20 protein-coding genes are annotated in these 22,179 nt (G+C 73.8%); 8 read left to right on the forward strand and 12 right to left on the reverse strand.

Annotated elements, in window-relative coordinates:
* Positions 1-41: 41 nt before the first annotated feature.
* Genes ACZ4TV_RS18495 through ACZ4TV_RS18505 form a run of 3 tightly spaced genes read left to right on the forward strand, consistent with a single transcriptional unit; the run spans position 42 to position 4,293 of the window.
* The gene (locus ACZ4TV_RS18495; protein ID WP_468135728.1) at positions 42-2,180 is read left to right on the forward strand and encodes a putative cobaltochelatase; all 2,139 of its coding nucleotides are present in this window, start codon (positions 42-44) and stop codon (positions 2,178-2,180) included.
* The gene (cobO, locus tag ACZ4TV_RS18500) at positions 2,180-2,779 is read left to right on the forward strand and encodes a cob(I)yrinic acid a,c-diamide adenosyltransferase (protein ID WP_375933616.1); all 600 of its coding nucleotides are present in this window, start codon (positions 2,180-2,182) and stop codon (positions 2,777-2,779) included. Before ACZ4TV_RS18495 ends, cobO begins: the two co-directional genes overlap by 1 nt.
* Positions 2,773-4,293, forward strand: a complete 1,521-nt coding sequence (locus ACZ4TV_RS18505; protein ID WP_468135729.1) for a cobyrinate a,c-diamide synthase — start codon at positions 2,773-2,775, stop codon at positions 4,291-4,293. The genes cobO and ACZ4TV_RS18505 overlap by 7 nt, the downstream gene beginning before the upstream one ends.
* Before the next feature lie 20 nt (positions 4,294-4,313).
* Here the strand turns inward: ACZ4TV_RS18505 and ACZ4TV_RS18510 are convergent, their stop codons facing one another.
* The gene (locus tag ACZ4TV_RS18510; protein ID WP_468135730.1) at positions 4,314-5,069 is read right to left on the reverse strand and encodes a ZIP family metal transporter; all 756 of its coding nucleotides are present in this window, start codon (positions 5,067-5,069) and stop codon (positions 4,314-4,316) included.
* Positions 5,070-5,208: 139 nt separating this feature from the next.
* Between ACZ4TV_RS18510 and cobC the strand changes: the two genes are divergently transcribed.
* Together cobC and ACZ4TV_RS18520 are read left to right on the forward strand one after the other, a co-directional pair.
* Entirely contained in the window at positions 5,209-6,630 is a 1,422-nt protein-coding gene (gene cobC / locus ACZ4TV_RS18515; RefSeq protein WP_468135731.1) for an Rv2231c family pyridoxal phosphate-dependent protein CobC, read from the forward strand.
* 228 nt (positions 6,631-6,858) lie between these two features.
* Positions 6,859-8,103, forward strand: a complete 1,245-nt coding sequence (locus tag ACZ4TV_RS18520) for a CapA family protein (protein WP_468135732.1) — start codon at positions 6,859-6,861, stop codon at positions 8,101-8,103.
* A gap of 105 nt (positions 8,104-8,208) precedes the next feature.
* On the opposite strand, the gene ACZ4TV_RS18525 is transcribed toward ACZ4TV_RS18520, so the two are convergent.
* The 11 genes from ACZ4TV_RS18525 to ACZ4TV_RS18575 form a co-directional block, all read right to left on the reverse strand.
* A complete protein-coding gene (locus tag ACZ4TV_RS18525; protein WP_468135733.1) occupies positions 8,209-9,138 on the reverse strand; it encodes an SCO1860 family LAETG-anchored protein in 930 nt (309 codons plus the stop codon).
* 283 nt (positions 9,139-9,421) lie between these two features.
* On the reverse strand, positions 9,422-10,507 hold the full coding sequence (locus tag ACZ4TV_RS18530; protein WP_468135734.1) for an amidohydrolase family protein: 1,086 nt from the start codon (positions 10,505-10,507) through the stop codon (positions 9,422-9,424).
* Positions 10,508-10,585: 78 nt separating this feature from the next.
* Positions 10,586-11,650, reverse strand: a complete 1,065-nt coding sequence (locus ACZ4TV_RS18535; RefSeq protein ID WP_468135735.1) for an aminotransferase class V-fold PLP-dependent enzyme — start codon at positions 11,648-11,650, stop codon at positions 10,586-10,588.
* Positions 11,651-11,720: 70 nt separating this feature from the next.
* A complete protein-coding gene (locus tag ACZ4TV_RS18540; RefSeq protein WP_468135736.1) occupies positions 11,721-12,428 on the reverse strand; it encodes a DsbA family oxidoreductase in 708 nt (235 codons plus the stop codon).
* A 152-nt stretch (positions 12,429-12,580) separates the two neighbouring features.
* Positions 12,581-12,781 (reverse strand): antitoxin, encoded by a 201-nt coding sequence (locus ACZ4TV_RS18545; RefSeq protein ID WP_468135737.1) that lies wholly within the window; start codon positions 12,779-12,781, stop codon positions 12,581-12,583.
* A gap of 76 nt (positions 12,782-12,857) precedes the next feature.
* Positions 12,858-13,388, reverse strand: a complete 531-nt coding sequence (locus ACZ4TV_RS18550) for a GNAT family N-acetyltransferase (protein ID WP_468135738.1) — start codon at positions 13,386-13,388, stop codon at positions 12,858-12,860.
* A gap of 89 nt (positions 13,389-13,477) precedes the next feature.
* Positions 13,478-14,926 (reverse strand): peptidoglycan D,D-transpeptidase FtsI family protein, encoded by a 1,449-nt coding sequence (locus ACZ4TV_RS18555; RefSeq protein ID WP_468135739.1) that lies wholly within the window; start codon positions 14,924-14,926, stop codon positions 13,478-13,480.
* Between the two features lie 62 nt (positions 14,927-14,988).
* Positions 14,989-15,669, reverse strand: a complete 681-nt coding sequence (locus ACZ4TV_RS18560; RefSeq protein ID WP_468135740.1) for a response regulator transcription factor — start codon at positions 15,667-15,669, stop codon at positions 14,989-14,991.
* Positions 15,666-16,871: a sensor histidine kinase gene (locus ACZ4TV_RS18565; protein ID WP_468135850.1), complete on the reverse strand. Its 1,206-nt coding sequence runs from the start codon at positions 16,869-16,871 to the stop codon at positions 15,666-15,668. Before ACZ4TV_RS18565 ends, ACZ4TV_RS18560 begins: the two co-directional genes overlap by 4 nt.
* A 65-nt stretch (positions 16,872-16,936) precedes the next feature.
* A complete protein-coding gene (locus ACZ4TV_RS18570) occupies positions 16,937-17,923 on the reverse strand; it encodes a hypothetical protein (RefSeq protein ID WP_468135741.1) in 987 nt (328 codons plus the stop codon).
* Positions 17,924-18,016: 93 nt separating this feature from the next.
* On the reverse strand, positions 18,017-18,799 hold the full coding sequence (locus ACZ4TV_RS18575) for an IclR family transcriptional regulator (protein ID WP_468135742.1): 783 nt from the start codon (positions 18,797-18,799) through the stop codon (positions 18,017-18,019).
* Between the two features lie 127 nt (positions 18,800-18,926).
* On the opposite strand from ACZ4TV_RS18575, the gene ACZ4TV_RS18580 reads away from it, so the two are divergent.
* The 3 genes from ACZ4TV_RS18580 to ACZ4TV_RS18590 all read left to right on the forward strand — a co-directional run bounded on the left by ACZ4TV_RS18580 (position 18,927) and on the right by ACZ4TV_RS18590 (position 22,118).
* Positions 18,927-20,450, forward strand: a complete 1,524-nt coding sequence (locus tag ACZ4TV_RS18580; protein WP_468135743.1) for an aldehyde dehydrogenase (NADP(+)) — start codon at positions 18,927-18,929, stop codon at positions 20,448-20,450.
* 123 nt (positions 20,451-20,573) lie between these two features.
* Entirely contained in the window at positions 20,574-21,833 is a 1,260-nt protein-coding gene (locus tag ACZ4TV_RS18585) for a TerD family protein (RefSeq protein WP_468135744.1), read from the forward strand.
* Positions 21,834-21,935: 102 nt separating this feature from the next.
* On the forward strand, positions 21,936-22,118 hold the full coding sequence (locus tag ACZ4TV_RS18590) for a hypothetical protein (RefSeq protein WP_468135745.1): 183 nt from the start codon (positions 21,936-21,938) through the stop codon (positions 22,116-22,118).
* Positions 22,119-22,179: the final 61 nt, after the last annotated feature.

The following is a 22,179-nucleotide window of genomic DNA, read 5'->3' on the forward strand; positions in this document are numbered from 1 at the left end:
ACGGCAACGGTCCGCACCACCCACGAAGGAGTGAGCAAGGCATGAGCACGCCCTATCCGTTCACCGCAGTGGTCGGCCAGTCCGACCTGCGGCTGGCGCTCCTGCTCAACGCCGTGAGCCCCGCGGTCGGTGGTGTGCTCGTGCGCGGTGAGAAGGGGACCGCCAAGTCCACCGCCGTGCGCGCGCTGTCGACGCTGCTGCCGCCGGTGGAGGTGGTTCCCGGCTGCCGGTTCTCGTGCGCGCCGACCGCGCCGGACCCGCTCTGCCCCGACGGCCCGCACGAGCCCGGCTCCGGCGGCGCCCGGCCGGCCCGCATGGTGGAGCTGCCCGTCGGCGCCTCCGAGGACCGCCTCGTCGGCGCCCTCGACATCGAACGGGCCCTCGCCGAAGGCGTGAAGGCCTTCGAGCCCGGTCTGCTCGCCGACGCCCACCGCGGGATCCTCTACGTCGACGAGGTCAACCTCCTCCACGACCACCTGATCGACCTGCTTCTGGACGCCGCGGCGATGGGCGCCTCGTACGTGGAGCGCGAGGGCGTCTCCGTGCGCCACGCCGCCCGCTTCCTGCTCGTCGGCACGATGAACCCCGAGGAGGGCGAGCTGCGGCCGCAGCTGCTCGACCGCTTCGGCCTGACCGTCGAGGTCGCCGCCTCCCGCGAGCCCGCGCAGCGGGTGGAGGTGGTGCGGCGCCGGCTCGCGTACGAGGACGATCCCGCGGGCTTCGCCGCCCGCTGGGCCGGTGACGAGAGCGAGGTCCGCGCCCGGGTGGTGGCCGCGCGGGCGTTGCTGCCGCAGGTCCGGCTCGGGGACACCGCGCTGCTCCAGGTCGCCGCGACCTGCGCCGCCTTCGAGGTCGACGGCATGCGCGCCGACATCGTGATGGCGCGGACCGCCACCGCGCTGGCCGCCTGGGCCGGGCGGACCACCGTACTGAAGGAGGACGTCCGGCAGGCCGCGCTGCTGGCGCTCCCCCACCGGCGGCGCCGCAACCCCTTCGACGCGCCGGGCCTGGACGAGGACAAGCTGGACGAGATCCTCGACCAGTTCGACGACGAGGATCCGGAGCCCGACCCGGACCCGGACCCGGACCCGGACACGGGCGCGGACACGGACACGGACCCGGATCCCGAGGGCCCGGACGACGACAACGGCGGCGGCCCCGACGGCGGTGGCGGGGTGCCCCCGCAGGGTGGCGGTCCCCGGACGTCCGACGCCCCGCCGGAGCCGGAGTCCACCGAGAGCGCACCCGCCGACGCCCCCGAGGCCCCGCAGCCCTCCGCGCGAGGAGCCGGCGGGCCCGAACAGGCCGCCGTACGGGCCGCCGAGCCGTTCCGGACCAAGATGCTGAGCGTGCCGGGGCTCGGCGAGGGCGCGGCCGGACGGCGGTCGCGCGCCCGCACCGCCCACGGCCGGACCACCGGGGCCCAGCGCCCCCGCGGCCAGCTGACGAAGCTGCACCTGGCGGCCACCGTGCAGGCGGCCGCCCCGTACCAGCAGGCACGCGGCCGCACCGGGCGCGGTCTGGTGATCCGCAAGGACGACCTGCGCCAGGCCACGCGGGAGGGCCGCGAGGGCAACCTCGTCCTCTTCGTCGTCGACGCCTCGGGCTCCATGGCCGCCCGGCAGCGCATGAGCGCCGTCAAGGGCGCCGTGCTGTCGCTGCTCCTGGACGCCTACCAGCGCCGGGACAAGGTCGGCCTGATCACCTTCCGGGGGGCCACCGCCGAGCTGGCGCTGCCGCCGACGTCCTCGGTGGACGCGGCCGCGGCCCGGCTGGAGCAGCTGCCGACGGGCGGCCGCACCCCGTTGGCCGCCGGGCTGCTGAAGGCCCACGAGGTGCTGCGGATCGAGCGGCTCAGGGATCCCTCGCGCCGGCCGCTCCTCGTGGTCGTCACCGACGGGCGGGCCACCTCGGCCGGGCCCGCGGGCGGCGACCCGCGCGAACTCTCGGGGCGCAGCGCCCGGCTGCTGGCCGCCGGGGGCGTGGCCTCCGTGGTCGTGGACTGCGAATCCGGGCCGGTCCGGCTGGGGCTGGCCGGGGTCCTGGCCACCGACCTCGGCGGGCCCGCCGTCACGCTCGACGGGCTGCGGGCCGACTCGCTGGCCGGACTCGTGAAGAACGTACGTACCGCAGTGGCATCCACTGCCTCACCCGACAGCAGCAACAGGAGGGCCGCGTAATGCCTCAGGGACAGCCGTCCGTCGTTCCGGACGACGGACTCACGACGCGCCAGCGCCGCAACCGCCCGCTCGTCTTCGTCCACACCGGCCCCGGCAAGGGCAAGTCCACGGCGGCCTTCGGGCTGGCGCTGCGCGCCTGGAACCAGGGCTGGCCGATCGGGGTGTTCCAGTTCGTCAAGTCGGCGAAGTGGAAGGTCGGCGAGGAGAACGCGCTCAAGGTGCTCGGCGCCTCCGGCGAGGGCGGCTCCGTCGTCTGGCACAAGATGGGCGAGGGCTGGTCCTGGGTCCAGCGGGACGCGCAGCTCGACAACGAGCAGGCGGCCAAGGAGGGCTGGGAGCAGGTCAAGCGCGATCTGGCCGCCGAGACGCACAAGCTGTACGTGCTCGACGAGTTCGCGTACCCGATGCACTGGGGCTGGATCGACGTCGACGAGGTCATCGAGGTGCTGCGCAGCCGCCCCGGTACGCAGCACGTGGTGATCACGGGCCGCAACGCGCCGGAGAAGCTGGTGGAGTTCGCGGATCTCGTCACCGAGATGACCAAGGTCAAGCACCCGATGGACACCGGCCAGAAGGGCCAGAAGGGCATCGAGTGGTGACCTCGTTCAACGTTCCCCGGCTGGTCATCGCCGCTCCGTCGTCCGGCAGCGGCAAGACCACCGTCGCCACGGGCCTGATGGCGGCCTTCTCGGAGCGCGGCCTCGCCGTGTCCCCGCACAAGGCCGGGCCGGACTACATCGACCCCGGCTACCACGCGCTGGCCACGGGGCGGCCGGGGCGCAATCTGGACGCCTTCATGTGCGGGCCGGAGCTGGTGGCTCCGCTGTTCGCGCACGGGGCCGCCGGGTGCGACCTCGCCGTGGTCGAGGGCGTGATGGGGCTCTACGACGGGGCCGCGGGCCGGGGTGAACTGGCCTCGACGGCGCAGGTCGCGAAGTTGCTGCGGGCACCGGTGGTGCTGGTGGTCGACGCGTCCTCGCAGTCGCGGTCGGTGGCGGCGCTGGTGCACGGCTTCGCGTCCTTCGACCCGCAGGTGCGGCTGGGGGGCGTCATCCTGAACAAGGTCGGCTCCGACCGGCACGAGGTGATGCTGCGGGAGGCCCTGGAGGAGGCGGGGACGCCGGTGCTGGGCGTCCTGCGGCGGGCTCCGCAGGTGGCCACGCCCTCGCGCCACCTGGGGCTGGTGCCGGTGGCCGAGCGGCGCGCCGATGCGCTGGCCGCGGTGGCGGCCCTGGCCGAACAGGTCCGGGCCGGCTGCGACCTTGAGGCCCTGATGTCCTTGGCCCGCACTGCCCCGGAGTTGGCCTGCGAGGCCTGGGCTCCGGCGACTGCGCTGGCGCGCAGCCGGGGCTCCGCCCTGGACGCCGCGCCTCAATCGCCGGAGGGGCTTGAATCGCCCTCCGGGCAATTCAGCCCGCCGGGCGGAGGCTCGCCGGGCGGACTGCATCAGCCAGATCCAGCCCCTCCGGCGTTTGAGGAGCGGGGTCCGGGGCGGAGCCCCGGCAGGCGGCCGGTCGTCGCCGTCGCGGGCGGGCCGGCGTTCACCTTTTCGTACGCCGAGCACGCGGAGCTGCTCACCGCCGCCGGGGCGGAGGTCGTCACCTTCGACCCGCTCAGGGACGAGGCGCTGCCCGAGGGAACCGCCGGCCTGGTGATCGGCGGCGGCTTCCCCGAGGTGTACGCGCCGGAGCTGTCCGCCAACGAACCGCTCCGCAAGGCCGTCGCCGACTTCGCGGCGGCCGGAGGCCCGGTGGCCGCCGAATGCGCCGGGCTGCTGTACCTCGCGCGGTCGCTGGACGGCAAGCCCATGTGCGGGGTGCTCGACGCCGACGCACGGATGTCGGATCGGCTCACCCTGGGCTACCGGGAGGCGGTGGCGGTGTCCGACAGCGCGCTCGCGCGGGCCGGGACCCGGCTGCGCGGCCACGAGTTCCACCGGACGGTGATCGCGCCGGGCGCGGGGGCCGCGCCCGCGTGGGGGTTCACGCATCCGGAACGCCGGGTCGAGGGCTTCGTACAGCAGGGTGTGCATGCCAGCTATCTGCACACGCACTGGGCGGCGGAGCCGTCCGTGGCCCGCCGTTTCACGGAAGCCGCGGCAGCGCGACGGTGACCTCCGTCCGCTGGCCGGGATCAGTCCGCGATGCCCACCACCAGCCAGATTCCGGCCACCCCGCCCACCGTACACATCAGCGTGGACAGGGCGGGGTGCTTGTGGTGCGCCTCGGGCAGGATCTCGGCGGCCGCGAGGTACAGCAGGACGCCGCCGAAGAAGCCGAGGTAGGCGCCGAGCGGTTCCTCCGGAAGGGTGAACAGCAGAGTGGACGCCGCGCCCACGACGGGGGCGAGGGCGTCCGCGAAGAGCATCATCAGGGCCTTGCGGCGGGCGTTCCCGTAGAGGCTGGTGAGCGTGTACGTGTTGAACCCGTCGGCGAAGTCGTGGGTGATGACGGCCAGTGCCACGGCCACACCCATCCCCCCGCCGACCTGGAAGGCCGCGCCCAGGGCCACGCCGTCGGCGAGGCTGTGGCCGACCATCGCGGCGGCCGCCGTGAGCCCGACCTGGGGGGTGCGGGCTCCCGCCCCGGTCCCGGTCCCGGCCCCGGCCCCGTTCTTGGCCCCGTGCGCGGCCTGACGGACGGCCAGGAGCCGCTCCACGACGTGCGCTGCGAGGAATCCGGCCACGAAGAGCAGCAGGGCGAGCGGGACGCCGAAGATCTCCGCCCCCGCCGCGTGGATGGCCTCCGGGAGCAGGTCGAGGCCGACGACGCCGAGCATGAGCCCGCCGGCCAGGCCCAGCACGAGGTGGCGGCGGTCGGTGACGCGCAGCGCCGTCCACCCGCCCGCCAGGGTCATCAGGAACGCGCCCAACGCCACGATCACGGCCATGTGCCCCTGAATACAGACTCCTCGCTCCGCGCGCACGTCCGCGCGCGGGTGGCGGGCGTCGCGCTGTTGACGACTGACCGGTGCCGGTGACGTGCCGGTGACGGTGACTGTGACTGTGACTACGGAGGGAGGACCCCCAGTGGGCGAGTACACGACGCAGCTGGTGGTCGGGGTCGGCGGACGCGCGGGGGTTTCCGTCGCGGAGGTCTGCGCCCTGGTCGAGGAGACGCTGCGGGGGGCCGGGCTGGCCACGCAGGCGGTGACGGCGCTGGCCACGGTGGAGTCGAAGGCGGGCGAGGCCGGGCTGGTGGGCGCGGCGAAACGTTTCGGCGTACCCCTGATCGGCTATCCCGCGCAGCAGCTGGCCGCGATCACCGTGCCGCACCCCTCGGACGCGGCGCGCACCGCCGCCGGGACCCCCTCGGTGGCGGAGGCCGCGGCCCTCGCGGCCGGCGGGGAACTCCTCGTGCCCAAGCGGCGGTCGGTGGCGGCGACCTGCGCGGTGGCCACGGCGCAGGCACACGACCTGCGCCACCACGGGGACGCGGAGGTGATCGACGCGGGCTCCGCGCTGGTGGACCTCGCGGTCAACGTACGGACGGACACTCCCCCGGACTGGCTCAAGCAGCGGATCGCCGCCTCCCTCGGGGACCTCGCCGCGTACCCCGACGGCCGGCCGGCCCGCGCGGCGGTGGCGGCCCGGCACGGGCTGCCGGTCGAGCGGGTGCTGTTGACCGCCGGGGCCGCGGAGGCCTTCGTACTGATCGCCCGCGCCCTGGGCGCCGTACGGCCCGTCGTGGTGCACCCGCAGTTCACCGAGCCGGAGGCGGCCCTGCGGGACGCGGGGCACCGCGTGGAACGGGTGGTGCTGCGGGCGGCGGACGGGTTCCGGCTGGACCCGGCGGCCGTGCCCGAGGACGCGGACCTGGTGGTGATCGGCAACCCGACCAACCCGACGTCCGTCCTGCACCCCGCGGCGACGCTGGCCGCACTGGCCCGGCCGGGCCGGATCCTGGTGGTGGACGAGGCGTTCATGGACGCCGTCCCGGGCGAACGCGAGGCCCTGGCGGGACGGATGGACCTGCCGGGACTGGTGGTGCTGCGGAGCCTGACGAAGACGTGGGGGCTGGCGGGGCTGCGGATCGGCTACGTGCTGGCCGAGCCGGACGTGATCGCGAAGCTGGCGGCCGCCCAGCCGCTGTGGCCGGTGTCGACCCCCGCGCTCGTGGCGGCCGAGGCCTGTGTGGCCCCTGCGGCGCTGGCCGAGGCGGAGGAGGCGGCCCGGCGGATCGCGGTGGACCGGGACCACCTGCTGGCCGGGCTCGCGGAGTTCGACGAGGTGACGGTCGCGGGGGTGGCGCAGGGGCCGTTCGTCCTGATCCAGGTGGCGGGCGGTGCGGAGGTCCGCACCCGGCTGCGTGCCCTCGGCTTCGCCGTCCGCCGCGGGGACACCTTCCCGGGGCTGGACCGCTCCTGGCTCCGGCTGGCGGTCCGCGACCGGGCGACGACGGGCCGGCTGCTCCAGGCCCTGGACCACGCCCTGGCGCTCACCGCGCCTTGAGCCGATCCCCGAGCCGGCCGGAGCACGGCGTGGCCACCGGGCCGGGCAGCCGCCGGTACGGCACGGGGTGGCCGGGGCGGCCGGGGCGGCCGGGGCGGCCCGGCGTGGGCGCCCTGAGGGACCCGACCGCCGCTCCCGAAGGGCACGGCTCGGGCAGCGCGCCTACGATGACGGCTGCGGGCAGAACACACCGGCCCCGCGCAAGCCGTGTGGCAACAGGGGGCAGCGATGAAGGCATCCGCGCGCATAGGCGCGGCCGCGGCCGGGCTGGCCGTCGTGGGCGGCGGGATCCTCGTCGTGCCGGGACTGCTCGACAAGGGTTCCGCGCCGGCCGCGGAGCAACGGCTCCGGGGCACCCCCGACACCGGGCCCGCCGAGCCGAGCGGCGCGCCACCGGTCCCGGCCCCGGCCCCGGCCGGGAGCCCGTTCACGCTGGTGGCGACCGGCGACATCATCCCGTACCCCTCGATCATCCAGCGGTCGGCGCAGGACGCCGGCCAGGCCGGGGAGTACGACTTCCGGAAGATACTCGCCGGGGTCAAACCCCTGGTCTCCGCCGCCGACCTGGCGATCTGCCACCACGAGATACCGTACGGGCGCCCCGGCGGCCCCTACACCGGCTATCCCCTGTTCAAAGCCCCGCACCAGCTGGCGGACGCCCTCAAGGATGCCGGGTACGACGGCTGTTCCACCGCCTCGAACCACACCTTGGACGGCGGCTACGAGGGCCTCACCCGCACCCTGGACCACCTCGACCGGGTGGGCATCGCGCACGTCGGCTCGGCCCGCAGCGCGGAGGAGGCCAAGGCCCCGGCCCTCCTGACGGCCGGTGGCGCGAGGGTCGCCCACCTCTCGTACACCTACGGAACGAACGGCATCCCGCTCCCCCACGACAAGCCGTGGGCCGTCAACCTGATCGACGAGAGCCGGATCACCGCCGACGCCCGCGCCGCCCGGGCGGGCGGCGCGAACGTGGTGGTGCTGAGCGTCCACTGGGGCACCGAGTGGCAGACGGCGCCCGACGAGCAGCAGAAGCAACTGGCGCGGGCGCTGACCGCCTCCCGCTCGGCCGACGGCCTGCCCGACATCGATCTGATCATCGGCACGCACAACCACGTGCCGCAGCCCTACGAGAAGATCAACGGCACCTGGGTGGTCTTCGGCATGGGCGACCAGGTCGCCAGCTTCGTACCGGCCGGCAAACTGCGCGGCAACCAGTCCTCCGTCCCCCGTTTCACCTTCGCCCCGGCGCCGGCCCGTCCCGGCCGCTGGGAGGTGGTGAAGGCCGAATACCTCACGCAGTACTCGGACATGGGGCCGCCCTTCCGCGTCGTCTGCGCCTCCTGCGCGGCCTCCGACACCACGCTCCCGGCCGCGAAGCGCAGCGAGTACGCCCGGATCGACCAGCAGGTCACCGAGGCCGTGATGTCACGCGGCGCGGGCGGGCAGGGGCTGGAGCACGCCACCCGTTGAGCAGGCCACCCGTCGAGCAGGCCACCCGTCGAGCACTCCCCTCCGTGTGCTCTCCGGGCGGCTCGGCCCGCGGCTCTCCGAGGCCCGCCCCGCTACGAGGCCCCGCTACGAGGCCCTGCCCCGCCGGGTGAGGAGGAGCGCGCCCCCGCCGATGCCGAGCAGGGTCAGCGCCCCGCCCGCGATGTAAGGGGTCAGTGAACCGCCGCCGGTCTCGGCCAGGTTGGCGTCGGCGGCGACCCCGGATGCGATGGCCGTGCCGGTGCCGGTCTGGGGCTTGACGTCCGGCTTCGCGGGCGGGGTCGAGGACGGGGTCGGCGCCGGGCCCGTCGGGGACGCGCAGTGCGCCTCGGCGAGCACGATCTCGCCCTCCACCTGCGCCACGTTCAGGTTCAGCGGGTTCACCGACACCTTCAGGCGGAGTGCGGCCGCGGCGGCCGTGGTGGAGGTGGTCTGCGTACCGGACAGCTCCAGGCTGACCAGGCCCACGCCCGGCACCTCGACCTTGGTGGGGCCGCCCGCCGCGAGGGTGACCCTCTTGCCGAGCGCCGTCACCGTCCCGAGGACGTTCGCGCTGGCCACCGGCTTCTTGCCCGCCTCGCAGACGGCCTTGGAGGTGACCTTCTCCACCTCGATCAGGGAGAGGAGCGGCAGCCCGGGCACGTGCACCGAGGCCTTGGCGAGATTCGCCTCGGCCTCGGCCCGGGTCTTGTCGGCGGTCGCCTTGGAGGTGGCCACGTCGGCGCGCAAGACGCTGACCGGCTTGTTCCCCTCGACCCCGTCGAGGGTGACGGTGAGCGCCGTCTTCTCGGCCGTCGCCGGGGCGCTGACCTCGTTGAGGGTCGCCTTCAGCGGGACGTGCACGGTCTTGTTGAGCAGGCCGACGTCCAGTCCGGCGCGCAGGACAACGGCGCCGGCCTTGCCCTCGCCCCCGGCTCCGCCGCCTCCCGTGGCGGAAGCGGGCGGGGCGGTGAGCAGGGCTACCGCTCCCGTGGCGAGCAGGACGGCCGCGGGCATGCGGAAGGTGTTGCTGTTCAAGGTGGTGGAACCCCCGGGGAGATGGGTGCCGTCGCGCCGCCAATGGGGGACATTGCGCGCGCCGACGGCCTCGACCCCGGAATCTTTACGCACTGTGGGTGAACGGGTGGCAACCTGAAGTGAGTTCACCCCAAAGGGTGGTTTCCACGCATGTATTCGATTTTCTTCGCCTCATGAAGAACGGGAGTTCCCTCCCGCCCCAGGAAGGGCTGCCGAGCGGGCACTTACAACGACCGCCGGGCCCCGGACGTCACGTGCCGTCAACGCCCGCGTCCACCGACGCTCAGCCCCTGACCTTGCCGTTCACGACGACCCGCAGCGGCTGCGCCAGCGCGCGTACGTCGGCCCGCGGATCGCTGCCGTAGACCACCAGGTCCGCCGGCGCGCCCTCCGTCAGACCCGGCCTGCCGAGCCACTCGCGTGCCGCCCAGGCCGTCGCCGAGAGGGCGTCCAGCGGCGGGATCCCGGCCTTGACGAGCTCCGAGACCTCCGCGGCGACCAGGCCGTGCGGCAGGGAACCCCCCGCGTCGGTGCCGACGTAGATCGGGATGCCCGCGTCGTAGGCGGCCCGGACGGTGTCGTAGCGCCCTTCGTGGAGCCTGCGCATGTGCGCCGACCAGCGCGGGAACTTCGCCTCGCCGCCCGCCGCCATCTTCGGGAAGCCCGCGATGTTCACGAGCGTGGGGACGATCGCGACCCCCCGCTCCGCGAACAGCGGGATGGTGTCCTGCGTGAGGCCGGTGGCGTGTTCGACGCAGTCGATGCCCGCCTCGACCAGGTCGCGCAGCGAGTCCTCGGCGAAGCAGTGCGCCGTGACGCGGGCGCCCAGCCGGTGCGCCTCGGCGATGGCCGCCTCGACCTCGGCGCGCGGCCAGCAGGCCGTCAGGTCCCCGGCGTCGCGGTCGATCCAGTCGCCGACCAGCTTCACCCAGCCGTCGCCGCGCCGCGCCTCGCGGCCCACGTACGCGACGAGGTCGGCGGGCTCGATCTCGTGGGCGTAGTTGCGGATGTAGCGGCGCGTACGGGCGATGTGCCGACCGGCCCGGATGATCTTCGGCAGGTCTTCGCGGTCGTCGATCCAGCGGGTGTCGGAGGGCGATCCGGCGTCGCGGATGAGGAGCGTCCCGGCGTCGCGGTCGGTGAGGGCCTGGCGCTCGGCGGTCGCGGCGTCGACCGGACCGTGGGCGTCCAGACCCACGTGGCAGTGCGCGTCGACCAGCCCGGGCAGGGCCCAGCCGGTCACCGTGGTGACCTCGCCGGCCCCGCGCGGGCGCTCGTAGGAGACCCGGCCGCCGACCACCCAGAGCTCGTCCCGGACCTCGTCGGGCCCGACGAGCACCCGCCCCTTCACGTGCAGCACATCGCTCATGTCGGCACTGTACGTGCGGACGGGGCACGGGCTCCCGCGAGGGCCCCGCCCGGCACCCGCTGGGCTCCGCAGCGGGTGTCAGGGCGCGGTGGACAGGGCATCCAGGAGCCGGTCCACGTCCGCCTCCGTGGTGTAGAGGTGGAACGAGGCCCGCAGGGCGCCCGCACGGGCCGATGTGACGATGCCGGCCGCCTGCAGGGCGGGCTGCCGGCCGGCGAGGCCCGGCACCGAGACGATGGCCGCCTCGCCGGGCACGGGCTCGTGGCCGAGGCGGGCGAGCCCGGCCCGGTAGCGGGCGGCCAGGGCGGTGTCGTGGGCGTGGACGGCCTCGATGCCGATCCGCTCGAGCAGGGCCAGCGAGGCCTCGGCGGCGTGGTAGGCGAGGAAGGCCGGGGACTCGTCGAACCGCCGCGCCCCGTCGGCCAGTTGCGGCATCGGCCCGTAGGTGGCGTCCCACATGGACTGCGCCGCCACCCATCCGGCGTGCAGCGGGGTCAAGGTCTGCTGGGCTTCCTGCGACACGGTGAGGTACGAGGCCCCGCGGGCGCCGAGCAGCCATTTGTAGCCGGCGGTGACCGTGTACTCGTACGGCGACGCGTCGAAGGGCAGCCAGCCCGCGGCCTGGGTCGCGTCCACCAGCATCCGCGCCCCGTGCGCCGTCGTCGCGGCGCGCACCGCGGCCAGGTCGGCCATCCGCCCGTCCGCGGACTGTACGGCGCTCAGCGAGACCAGGGCGGTGTCCGGCCCGACGGCCTCGGCGACGGACTCGAGCGGCGCGAAGCGCACCTTGAGGTCGCCCCGCACCACGAAGGGGTTGATGACGGAGGCGAAGTCGCCCTCCGCGCAGAGGACTTCGGCGCCGGACGGGAGCGACGCCGCGACGAGGCCGACATGGGTGGCCACGGCCGAACCGAGGGCCACCCGCTCGGTGTCCACCCCGACCAGCCGGGCGAAGGCGGCCCGGACCCGGCTCACGCGGTCGAAGTCGCCGAATCCGGCGGGGGTCGCCGCCCCCGCCGCCTCGGCCAGCTCCCGTACGGCCGCGACGGCGCGGCGCGGGAGGACGCCGCAGTTGGCGGTGTTGAGGTAGGCGGTGGAGGGAGCGAACTCGGCACGTGCCGCTTCGGCGAGAGGAAGATCCATGCCTTCAACTCTGCGCCAGGAAGAACTCAAAGTCCATTGCCGGATTCCCTTCCTTCACCCCAAGTCATCCTTATGACTTGGGCACCGCGCACGCTCCGTCGGGCTCGCACGCCCCGGCCGCGCCGGCCGGTTCCTCGATCTCGCGCCCGGCCCACGCCTGCTCCAGGGCCCGGGTGAACACCTCGGCCGGCTGCCCGCCGGAGATCCCGTAGCGGCGGTCGAGGACGAAGAAGGGCACGGCGTTCGCGCCCAGCTCGGCGGCCTCGCGCTCGTCGGCCCGGACCTCGTCGGCGTAGGCGGAGTCGTCGGCGAGGACGGCGCGGGCCTCGGCCTCGTCCAGCCCGGCCTCGATGGCGAGCGCGACCAGCACCTCGGGGTCGAAGACGGAACGCTCCTCACCGAAGTTGGCCCGGAAGACGAGGTCGAGCAGCTCCTCCTGCCGGCCCCGGGCGTCGGCCAGGTGCAGCAGGCGGTGGATGTCGAAGGTGTTGCCGTTGTCACGGCCCTCGGTCCGGTACTCCAGCCCCTCGGCGCGGGCGCTGGCAGCCACGTGCTCCTCCATGCCGCGCGCCTCGTCGAGGGTGCGGCCGTACTTCTTGGCGAGCACCTCCACGACGGGGGCGGTGACACCCTTGGCGCCGCCCGGGTCGAGCTCGAAGGACCGGAAGACGACCTCCACCTCGTCACGGTGCGCGAATCCGGCCAGCCCCTTGGTGAAACGGGCCTTGCCGATGTAGCACCAGGGGCAGGCGATGTCGCTCCAGATCTCGACGCGCATGATCCTTCTTCTCTCCGGGTTCGGGGCAAACGGTTTGCGGTTCAACCATCCGCCGCCCCTTCTCATTCCCCGGACGGGGCGTACGCCGGCCAGTGCAGCCCCGGATGACTCATGGTCATCCGGGGCTGCATACACACCTTCGGAGGCTCGTCCTAGCGCTGGGGCGGGCGCTCGCCGTCGGTGGGGGGCTGGTTGCCGATCTGGTCGTTGAGCTTCTGTTGCGCCGTGTCGACCTGGCTCTGGTACTTGTTCTGTGTCCTCGCGTCGAAGGCATCTCCGGCCTTCTCGACTCCTTGGCGGGCCTGGTCCGGGTGCCCCTTGATCAGACCTTTGAGCTTGTCGAGCATGGACATGAAGAGTCCTCTCTACGGATTGCCTGTCGCTCCCAGCTTCTCCGCGAACGCCCGTCCGTGCATCCGGAGCGTCTGGTCAGCCGGTCTCCGCCCGGCCTCGTCCCCCGGGCGGGGCGGGCGGGGCGGGCCGGGGGCCGACGTGCAGCCACAAGGTGCGGTGGCTGCCGGAGCGGGCGGCGGACGGGTCCGGGAGCCAGCCGTGGGTGGCGTAGAAGGCCTGGGCGCGCAGGTTGTGCTCGTAGACCTCCAGGCGGGCCCGGCGGATTCCGGCGCGGCGCCAGGCGTCCAGGCAGGCGGCGTGCAGGGCGGCTCCGGTGCCCCGGCGCCAGTGGACCGGGTCGACGTGGAGCTGGGTGAGGGTGGTCTCGCCGTCCTTCGTGCGGAAGGCGGCGACCCCGGTGAGCTCGCCCGCCTGCTCGGCGCAGAGCACCCCGCCCTCGGCGGCGTCGCGGGCGACGGCCCGGCACCAGCCCTCGCGGGTCCGCGCCAGTTCGGCGTCGCCGGCGTAGGCCTCCTCGGGGATGTGGCCCCGGTAGTAGGTGGCGCGGGCCCGGGTGTGCAGGGCGGCGATGGCGTCGAGGTCGGCGGGCTGCGCGGTTCTGATCACGGGGACCACGGGGATCATGGGGATCACGGGAAAGGAAACGCGCCGGGAGCCTCGGCGGTTCCCGGCGCGTCGGCAGTGCCGCGGCGTGGCTACTTCTTCAGCCACGCCTCCATCATCTTCTGGGCGATGGGGGCGGCCAGCCTGCCGCCGCCGATCTCGGAGCGGTCGGTGTCGGAGTTCTCGATCACCACGGCCACGGCGATCTGCTTGTCTTTCAGCTTGCCGTACGAGGTGAACCACGCCAGCGGGGCGAGGCTGTTGTTGACGCCGCGCTGGGCGGTGCCGGTCTTGCCGCCCACTTCGGCGCCCGCCACCTGGGCCGGCTTGCCGCCGCCCTCGGTGGCGACCGTGCGCATGGCGTCCCGGACCATGGAGGCGGTCTTCTCGCTCATGACCTGCTGGGACTTCGGGTCCTTGAAGCTCTCCAGCACGTTGCCGTTGGCGTCGGTGACCTCGGAGACCATGTGCGGCGCGACGAGCTTGCCGCCGTTCTCGATCGCGGCCGTCACCATCGCCATCTGGAGCGGGGTGGCCTGCACGTCGAACTGGCCGATGCCCGTCTGCGCGACCTGGTCGATCGACATCTTCTTCGACGGGTACTTGCTCGGCGGGTTGGTGCGGACCGGGGTGTCGATCTGCGCGTTGAAACCGAGCTTCTCGGCCGTCGCGCGCATCTTGTCCTGGCCGAGCTTGGACGCGAGCTCGGCGAAGACGTTGTTGCAGGACAGCCGCAGGGCGGTGCGCACCGAGACGTTGTTGCAGGCCGCGGAGCCCGCCTCGCTGGGCAGCGGGGTGCGGGTGCCGGGGATCGTGTACGGGTCGGGGATGCCGGTCTGCTGGTCGATGTTGGTGACCAGCCCGTTCTCGATCGCCGCGGCGAGGGTGACCAGTTTGAAGGTGGAGCCGGGTGCCTGGGGCTTGCGGAGCGCCACGTTCTCCATGGCCTTGCCCTTGTCGGCGGAGAGCTCGGTCCAGGCCTTCTCGTCATTGGCGCCGGCGATGCTGCCCGGGTCGAAGGAGGGGTTGTTCACCACGGCGAGGATCTCGCCGGTCGCGGGGTCGATGGCCACGGCGGCGCCCTGCTTGCCCTGGAGGGCGTCGTAGGCGGCCTTCTGCACGTCCTTGTCGATGGTGGTCAGGACGTTGCCCGGAGCGGCCCGCTTGTTGGTGAGCATGTCCATGACCGTCTTCAGCCGGCTGTCGGAGCCGTTGAGGACGTTCTTGTAGATGCCCTCCAGCATGGTGGTGCCGTAGGCCTGGGAGCTGTATCCGGTGACCGGCGCGTAGAGGGGACCGTCGACATACGTCCGCTTGTAGCCGAAGTCCTTGCCGCCCGTCTTGGCCGAGCCGGTGATCGCCTCCCCACCCACGATGATGTTGCCCAGCGGGTTCTCGTACTGCCCGATGAGGTTCCGACGGTTGTGCTTGTCGTCTGCGAGGGCCTGGCCTTGGTATGCCTGCACCCAGGTGACGCGGACCAGCAGGGCCAGCACCAGAAGCAGACAGAAGACCGACGCACGCCTGATCGTCTTGTTCATCCCCCAGAAGGACGTCTCAGCGGCCCCGGCCGTTCCGCTCTGCCCCGATTGTGGCCGGCTTCTCAGCTTTTCCTCATGAAGCCCCCCTCGTAGGCCGCGATGACCGCCTGGGTGCGGTCGCGGGAGCCGGTCTTGGCGAGGACCGCCGTGACGTGGGTCTTGACCGTCTGCGGTCCGACGCCGAGGCGTTCGCTCATCTCGTGGTTGGACAGTCCGGTGGCCATCAGGCTCAGTACGTCGGCCTCGCGGTCGGTGAGCCGGGCCACCCAGGGTGCGGTGCGGGGCGGGGCGGCGGCCGTGTGGGCGGCAGCGAGGGACCGGACGGCGGCCGGGAAGAGGAGCGAGTCGCCGCGGGCGACGAGCCGGACCGCGCCGATCAGCTCGTCGGGGTCGGCCCGCTTGAGGAGGAAGCCGGCGGCTCCGGCGCGCAGCGCGTCGTAGACGTAGGCGTCGTTCTCGAAGGTGGTGACGACCACGATCCGGGGCGGTTCGGCCATGGTGGCGAGGATCTTTTCGGTGGCCCGGATGCCGTCTATCTCGGGCATCCGGACGTCCATCAGCACCACGTCGGGAGCCAGCGAGCGGACCAGCGGGATCGCCTCGGCCCCGGTGGCCGCCTCGCCGACGACCTCCAGATCGGCTTCGGCCTCGAGGATGACCCGTAGCGCGGTGCGGACCATCCGCTCGTCATCGCAGAGCACGATGCGCAGCGGCGGCCGGCCCGCCGGGGTGGGCCCGGTCATCGGTCGCCTCCGGCGAGCGGAAGGACGGCCCGCAGCCGCCACAGGTCCTCGTGCGGGCCCGCCTCGACGCTGCCGCCGAGCAGTGCGGCCCGTTCCGCGGAGCCGCGCAGTCCACGGCCCCCGGTGGTGCGGGGCTCGCGGTCGCCGGGGGCGGCGGGCGGATTGGTCATGGTGATCTCCAGTTCACGGTGTGCGGTGTCGTGGCCGGCCTGGACGCGGATCCGCAGATCCACGGGGCCGGCGCCGTGGCGCAGCGCGTTGCTGAGGCCCTCCTGGACGATCCGGTACGCCTCGCGGGAGGTGATCGCCGGAAGCTGCGCCCAGTCCCCGAGGGGCCCGGTGTCCTGGTGTGCGGTGATGGTGGTGCCCGCGGCCCGGGTGCGGGCCAGCAGCCCGTCGAGGTCGACGGCGAGGGTGGGCGCGGGCGCGGCGTCCGGCCGGGCCGGGTCCCCGTCCCGCAGCAGCCCCAGTACGGCGTCCAGCTCGCCCACCGTCCGCCGGGTGGTGTCCTCGATCGCGGCCAGCGCCTCCCGTACGAAGTCGGGGTCGCGCTCCAGCATCCGCCGGGCGGCGACCGCCTGGAGGGTGACGGCGCTCAGCGCGTGCCCGACCGCGTCGTGCAGCTCCCGGGCCAGCCGGTTGCGCACGGCCAGATCGGCGGCCCGCTCCTCGGCGGCGGCCAGCCGGTCCGCCCCCGTCGGCCCGAGCAGTACGGGCGCCATCCGGGCCAGCAGCGCCCCGGACCCCTTGGCGGCGAGGGCGAGCCCGGCCAGCAGGCCGACCCCCATCAGGGGGGCGACGTACGGGTGGGCGTCCGTGGCGAACCAGCCGAGCCCGAGCCGGACCTCCTGCAGCCCGCTCACGAAGGGCAGCGCGATCAGCACCACCCCCATGGGCGGCACGGCGAGGCTCAGCGCGCTGATCAGCGCGCCGACCCCCAGGTGCAGGGTCCACCAGGCCGAGGTCCGCCCCCGGGCGGCCCAGGACCGCGCCGGCCCCTCGGCCAGCCGCTCCCCCGGTACGTCGCACATGGCCCGGACCGCCGTCACGGACAGCGGCCGGACCAGCCCGAACACGGCGGTGGCCGCGACGAGGGGCAGCGCTGCCGCGTAGGCGACGAGCGCCAGCGGGAAGGAGGCGAGGGCGTTCTTCCCGCCGGCCGCCATGCCGACCCCCACCTGGGTGAGGAGGAAGTACGGCATCAGCAGCGCCCCGCCGAGTATCAGGTGGACCCAGCGCAGCCGGGCCCGCGCCCCCAGCAGCCCGTTCACGGCGAACGGCGGGAGCTGAGGAACCGGTTGAGGACGGCGGCTGCGAGCAATCCGGTGATCATCTGGCCAGAGTAGGTCAGGTGGATCAGCGCGGAGGGCTGTTCTCCTTGGCCGAAATCCGGGCCCAGTACGGCCATCACCATCCACGCCCCCCAGCTCAGCGTCGCCGCCGAGCCCGTCCACGCCAGGACCAGCGGCCACCCCGCCCGGCGCGCCCCGCCCCGGGCCAGCAGCAGCGCCCCGGCGGCGGCGACGAGTGCGCATATCCCGTGGACCGCGGAGACCGTGCCCCTCTCGGCGGAGTGCGCCGCGACCTCCGCCGCGCTCAGCCCGGCCGTGCCTCCGAAGGCCCAGTACAGGTACACGGCGCCCACCGCTGTGCCCGTCGCCGCCGCGGCTCCCGCCACCACCCCCGTGGATGACGGGAGCCGCTGCCCCGGCACGCCCTGCCGCAGCAGCCGGCCCCAGCGCTCCCGCGCATAGGGCACGAACAGCGCGGCCAGGGCGAGTCCTTGGATCGTGAAGCCGGTGTAGACGACGTTGAACACCCAGGGATCCAGGAAGGGCTCCTGGGCCGCCTTCGTGGCCTCCTCCACCCCGAAGCCCAGGGCCCGTATGAGTATTTGGCCCGGGAACGCCAGGAGGATCGGGGTCAGCAGTCCGGTGGCGACGAAGACCGGGACGATGAGCAGCCGCGCCGGGACCCTCATGCCCCAGGGCCGGGTGAGCACCAGCACGAGCAGGATCACGCAGGCGTCCATGGCCAGCGTGACGGCATTGGCCACGGTGAAGAACACCCCGGGCTCGGCGAGCACACTGCCGTCCGGTATCCCGACCCGGCTCCCCGCCAGCCAGGCTGTCTTGAGCGTCAGATACGGCACGGTGGCGGCCAGGGCCACCGCCGACAGGATCCGCCGCCCGGTCCCCGGAGCGGGGGCCGGCGACTGCGTCGCGTACGTCGTGTGAACGGCTCGTGTGGTCATGACCCAACGGTCCCGTGCGCGGCTCCCCGCCACCTCCCCCTCAAAGGGGAACCGCCTCCCCCGGCCGGGGGAGGAACCACCCCCTCCACCGCCTCACATGCGCCGCGTCACCACCGACAGCCGGTCCCGCGCCTCGAACAGCGCCGCCTTGATGACCTGTTCGTGCCCCGCCGTCAGCCGGGCCACCGGCACCGAGCAGCTCACCGCGTCCCGGGCCGGCGTCCGGTACGGCACGGACACCCCGAAGCAGCGCAGCCCGAGCGTGTTCTCCTCCCGGTCCACCGCGTACCCCTGCTCCCGCACCAGCGCCAGCTCCTCGATGAGCTGCTCCCGGTCGGTGATGGTGTGCTCGGTCACCGCCTCCAACCGCCGCGGCAGCAGCCCCCGTACCTCCTCGTCCGTGTGCGTGGCCAGCAGCGCCTTGCCGAGCGCGGTCGAGTGCACGGGCAGCCGCCGCCCGACCCTGGTGAAGGGCCGCAGGTAGTGCTGGGACTGCCGGGTGGCGAGGTACACCACGCTCGTGCCGTCCATCCGGGCCAGGTGGATGGTCTCGGTCGTGTCGTCGGAGAGCCGGTCCAGGGTGGGCCGGGCGGCGGCGACCACCTCGTCGCCGTCGATGTACGAGCTGCCGACCAGCAGGGCCCGTACGCCGATGCCGTACCGCGTGCCCGTCCCGTCCGTCTCCACCCACCCCAGGTTCACCAGCGTCCGCAGCAGCATGTAGAGGCTGGACTTGGGCAGGGAGAGGTCGTTCTGGATGTCGGCCAGGCTGTGCAGCCCCGGCCGCGCCGCGAAGTGCTCCAGCAACAGGACGGTCCGCACCGCCGATTTGACCGGCGCCGCCGCAACCGGGCTCCCCGACTCGGTCGTCGTCATACGCCTGCTTCCCCTCTGGTCGCCTCTTGTCACGCGGAGGACGCGGAAATAGAGTCCACAGCAGATGTGATCATTCATCCACCGGAACCGCGTTCAGAATACTGAACGATCCAGGAGGCAGTGGGCCATGACAACGACACCAGTCTGGAGTGTGGACCCCCGCACCGGGAAGCAGCGCGAGCAGGTTGCGGTGGAGGCCACGTCCCAGGAGGTGGACGAAGCCGTACGGGCGGCCCACGCGGCCCGTGGCCCGCTCGCCGACGCCGCCGCCCGCGCCGCCTTCCTGCGCGCCGCCGCCGCCCTGCTCGACGAGGCCGCCGCCCACATCATCGAGGCCGCGGACGCCGAGACCGCGCTCGGCCCGGGCCGGCTCACCGGCGAACTGGCTCGCACCACCGGCCAGTTGCGCGCCTTCGCCGATGCCGTGGACGAGGGGGCCTACCTCGACATCCGGATCGACCGCGCCGATCCCTCCCTCAGCCCGCCGCGTCCCGAACTGCGCCGTTACAAGGTCCCGCTCGGCGTGGTCGCCGTGTACGCCGCCTCCAACTTCCCGCTCGCCTTCTCCGTTCCCGGCGGGGACACCGCGAGCGCGCTGGCCGCCGGCTGCCCGGTGGTCGTCAAGGCGCACCCCGACCACCCGGCCACCTCCGAGCTGTGCGCCTCACTGCTGCGCCGCGCGGCGCTCGCCGTCGGACTCCCGGCCGAAGTCGTCGGCGTGGTCCACGGGTTCGACGCCGGCCTGGAGCTGATCCGCCACCCGCTCGTGGCAGCCGCCGGATTCACCGGCTCCATCCGGGGCGGGCGGGCCCTGTTCGACGCGGCGGCCGCCCGGCCCGTGCCCATCCCCTTCCACGGCGAACTGGGATCCCTCAACCCCGTCGTGATCACTCCGGCCGCGGCCGCCGAGCGCGCCGAGGAGATCGGCAGCGGGCTCGCGGGCGCGGTCACCCTCGGCGTCGGCCAGTTCTGCGTGAAGCCCGGCCTGGTGCTGGTCCCCCAGGGCCGGGACGGCGACCGGGTCACCGACGAGCTCACCAAGGCGCTCGGTGAGACCGAGCCGGGGGTGCTGCTCGACCACCGGATGCGGGAGAACTTCATCTCCGGGGTACGCGAGCGGGCCGCGCTGCCCGGGGTCGACGCGCCCGTCACCCCCGGTTCCGGCGGGGAGCACACCGTCGGCGCGGGCTACCTGACCGTGCGGGCCGGGGACCTCCTCGACGGCGGCGCGTACGACGTCCTGCTGGAGGAGTGCTTCGGCCCGGTCACCGTCGTCGTGCGGTACGCCGACCAGCGCGAGGCGAGCGCGGTCCTCGGGCGGCTCCCCGGGAACCTGAGCGCCACCCTCCAGCTGTCGGCCGCCGAGAGCGACGGCGCGCCGGGCCCGGCCACCGAGCTGATCGGGCAGGTCACGGGGCTGGCGGGGCGGATCGTGGTCAACGGCTGGCCGACCGGGGTCGCGGTGGCCCCGGCCCAGCACCACGGCGGCCCGTACCCGGCCGCGACCTCGCATTCGACCTCGGTGGGCGGGACCGCGATCGAGCGCTGGCTGCGGCCGGTGGCCTACCAGTCGGTACCGGACGCGCTCCTTCCGGCGGAGCTGCGCGAGGCCAACCCGCTGGGGCTGCCGCGCCGGGTGACGGGCGGCTGAGGGGGGACCCCGGAGCTGAAACTGGGCCGAGGTGGAGTCCGGCGACCCGCAGCCGGCGCTGAAATATCGCGGCAGGGCAGGGAACGGCACGGCACCTCCGGTCGTTCTCCGGGCATGACCGCTATGACCCCTGGATCCAACCTGCCGCTCAATGCCGTCCGTGTGACGGTGGACGTGGCTGCGCCGGTACGGCTCGACGTATCGGCCCTGCTCCTGACGGCGGACGGCAAGGTGCGCTCCGACGCCGACTTCATCTTCTTCAACCAGCCCTCCGGGCCCGGTGTCAGCTACCGGTCCGGCGGGGGGTCGGCGCCGGACTCGATCACCGTGGACACCGGCGCGCTGCCGCCCGGCATCGAGCGGATCGTGGTCACGGCCAGCCCCGACGCCGCCGGGCAGACCTTCCAGGGCATCGAGCCCACCGCCACCGTGCGCAACGCCGACGGCGGGGCGGTGATCGCCGCCTTCACCCCGCCGCAGCTGGGCTCCGAGACCGCGCTCGTCGTCGTGGAGATCTACCAGCGCGGCGGCCAGTGGAAGGTGCGCGCGGTCGGCCAGGGATACGCGAACGGCCTCGCCGGCATCGCCACCGACTTCGGGGTCTCGGTGGAGGAGGAGCCGGCGCCCGCGGTCGGCGCCGTCACCCCGCCGACGCCCCCGGCACCGCCCGCGCCCCCCGCGCCCCCGGCCCCGCCCGTCTCCTACCCGGCCTCCCCCTGGCTCGGCGGCGCCACGACGCCCACCCCGGCCGCGCCGGTCCCCGCGGCGGCGCCCGCCGCGCCCCCGGCCGCCCCGCCGGGCACCGGGAAGATCAACCTCGACAAGGGCCGGGTCACCCTCCAGAAGAACCAGACCGTCTCCCTGGTCAAGGGCGGCCGCCCGCTGCTCTCCCAGGTGAAGATGGGCCTGGGCTGGGAGCCCGCGTTCCGCGGCCGGGACATCGACCTCGACGCCTCCGTCATCGCGTACGGCCCGCAGCGCAACCACATCGACAGCTGCTACTTCGGCAAGCTGACCATCCTCGGCGGCGCCATCAAGCACTCGGGGGACAACCTCACCGGTGAGGGCGCGGGCGACGACGAGGTGATCGTCGTGGACCTCGGCCGGCTCCCCGCCGACGCCACCGGCCTGGTCTTCACGGTCAATTCCTTCTCGGGCCAGAAGTTCACCGAGGTGGCCAAGGCCTACTGCCGCCTGATGGACGCGGCGACCGGCGAGGAGCTGGTGCGCTTCGACCTCACCGGCGCCGAGCCCCAGACGGGCGTGATGATGGCGAAGTTGATCAAGCAGTTCTCGGGCGAATGGGAGATGACGGCCATGGGCGACTTTGTGAAGTCCCGCACAGTGCGCGGCATGGTCAAGCCCGCCTCGCAGGCACTCTGAGCAGGTGGGCGGGCCCGCGCAGCCACCCGGGCACATCCCGGGTGATGGATGCCACGCGTAATGCGGGGGTGGCTGTCCGTGCCCGCCCGTAGCCTTGAAACCATGCACGAGACACTCAGACCCGCGGGGCCCGCCCGCCCGTCCGCCTCCGAGGCGAACGAGGCGATACGGCACCTTGTCGAGACTCGGGTGGACGGCGAGTGGCCCTCGGAGGCGTATGAGTTCCTGCTCGCCGAGTGGGCCGAGGCCTCCCACGAGGAGGCTTCCCCGGCCCCGTCCCAGTGAGGCGCGCGGGCGCCCGTACGCCCCTTCGAGCGATCCCTCGCGCCCCTTCGGGCGGCGGCCG

The organism is Streptomyces sp. NPDC028910, from assembly GCF_055564955.1.

Bases quoted from the DNA above. Each gene is read 5' to 3' on its own strand.
- ACZ4TV_RS18585 (WP_468135744.1), top strand. From the start codon at position 20,574: ATGACCCCTGGATCCAACCTGCCGCTCAATGCCGTCCGTGTGACGGTG.
- ACZ4TV_RS18590 (WP_468135745.1), top strand. From the start codon at position 21,936: ATGCACGAGACACTCAGACCCGCGGGGCCCGCCCGCCCGTCCGCCTCC.
- ACZ4TV_RS18575 (WP_468135742.1), bottom strand. From the start codon at position 18,799: ATGACGACGACCGAGTCGGGGAGCCCGGTTGCGGCGGCGCCGGTCAAA.
- ACZ4TV_RS18570 (WP_468135741.1), bottom strand. From the start codon at position 17,923: ATGACCACACGAGCCGTTCACACGACGTACGCGACGCAGTCGCCGGCC.
- ACZ4TV_RS18560 (WP_468135740.1), bottom strand. From the start codon at position 15,669: ATGACCGGGCCCACCCCGGCGGGCCGGCCGCCGCTGCGCATCGTGCTC.
- cobO (WP_375933616.1), top strand. From the start codon at position 2,180: ATGCCTCAGGGACAGCCGTCCGTCGTTCCGGACGACGGACTCACGACG.
- ACZ4TV_RS18555 (WP_468135739.1), bottom strand. From the start codon at position 14,926: ATGAACAAGACGATCAGGCGTGCGTCGGTCTTCTGTCTGCTTCTGGTG.
- ACZ4TV_RS18545 (WP_468135737.1), bottom strand. From the start codon at position 12,781: ATGTCCATGCTCGACAAGCTCAAAGGTCTGATCAAGGGGCACCCGGAC.
- ACZ4TV_RS18495 (WP_468135728.1), top strand. From the start codon at position 42: ATGAGCACGCCCTATCCGTTCACCGCAGTGGTCGGCCAGTCCGACCTG.
- ACZ4TV_RS18565 (WP_468135850.1), bottom strand. From the start codon at position 16,871: ATGCCGTACTTCCTCCTCACCCAGGTGGGGGTCGGCATGGCGGCCGGC.
- ACZ4TV_RS18510 (WP_468135730.1), bottom strand. From the start codon at position 5,069: ATGGCCGTGATCGTGGCGTTGGGCGCGTTCCTGATGACCCTGGCGGGC.
- ACZ4TV_RS18580 (WP_468135743.1), top strand. From the start codon at position 18,927: ATGACAACGACACCAGTCTGGAGTGTGGACCCCCGCACCGGGAAGCAG.
- ACZ4TV_RS18520 (WP_468135732.1), top strand. From the start codon at position 6,859: ATGAAGGCATCCGCGCGCATAGGCGCGGCCGCGGCCGGGCTGGCCGTC.
- ACZ4TV_RS18540 (WP_468135736.1), bottom strand. From the start codon at position 12,428: ATGCGCGTCGAGATCTGGAGCGACATCGCCTGCCCCTGGTGCTACATC.
- ACZ4TV_RS18530 (WP_468135734.1), bottom strand. From the start codon at position 10,507: ATGAGCGATGTGCTGCACGTGAAGGGGCGGGTGCTCGTCGGGCCCGAC.
- ACZ4TV_RS18535 (WP_468135735.1), bottom strand. From the start codon at position 11,650: ATGGATCTTCCTCTCGCCGAAGCGGCACGTGCCGAGTTCGCTCCCTCC.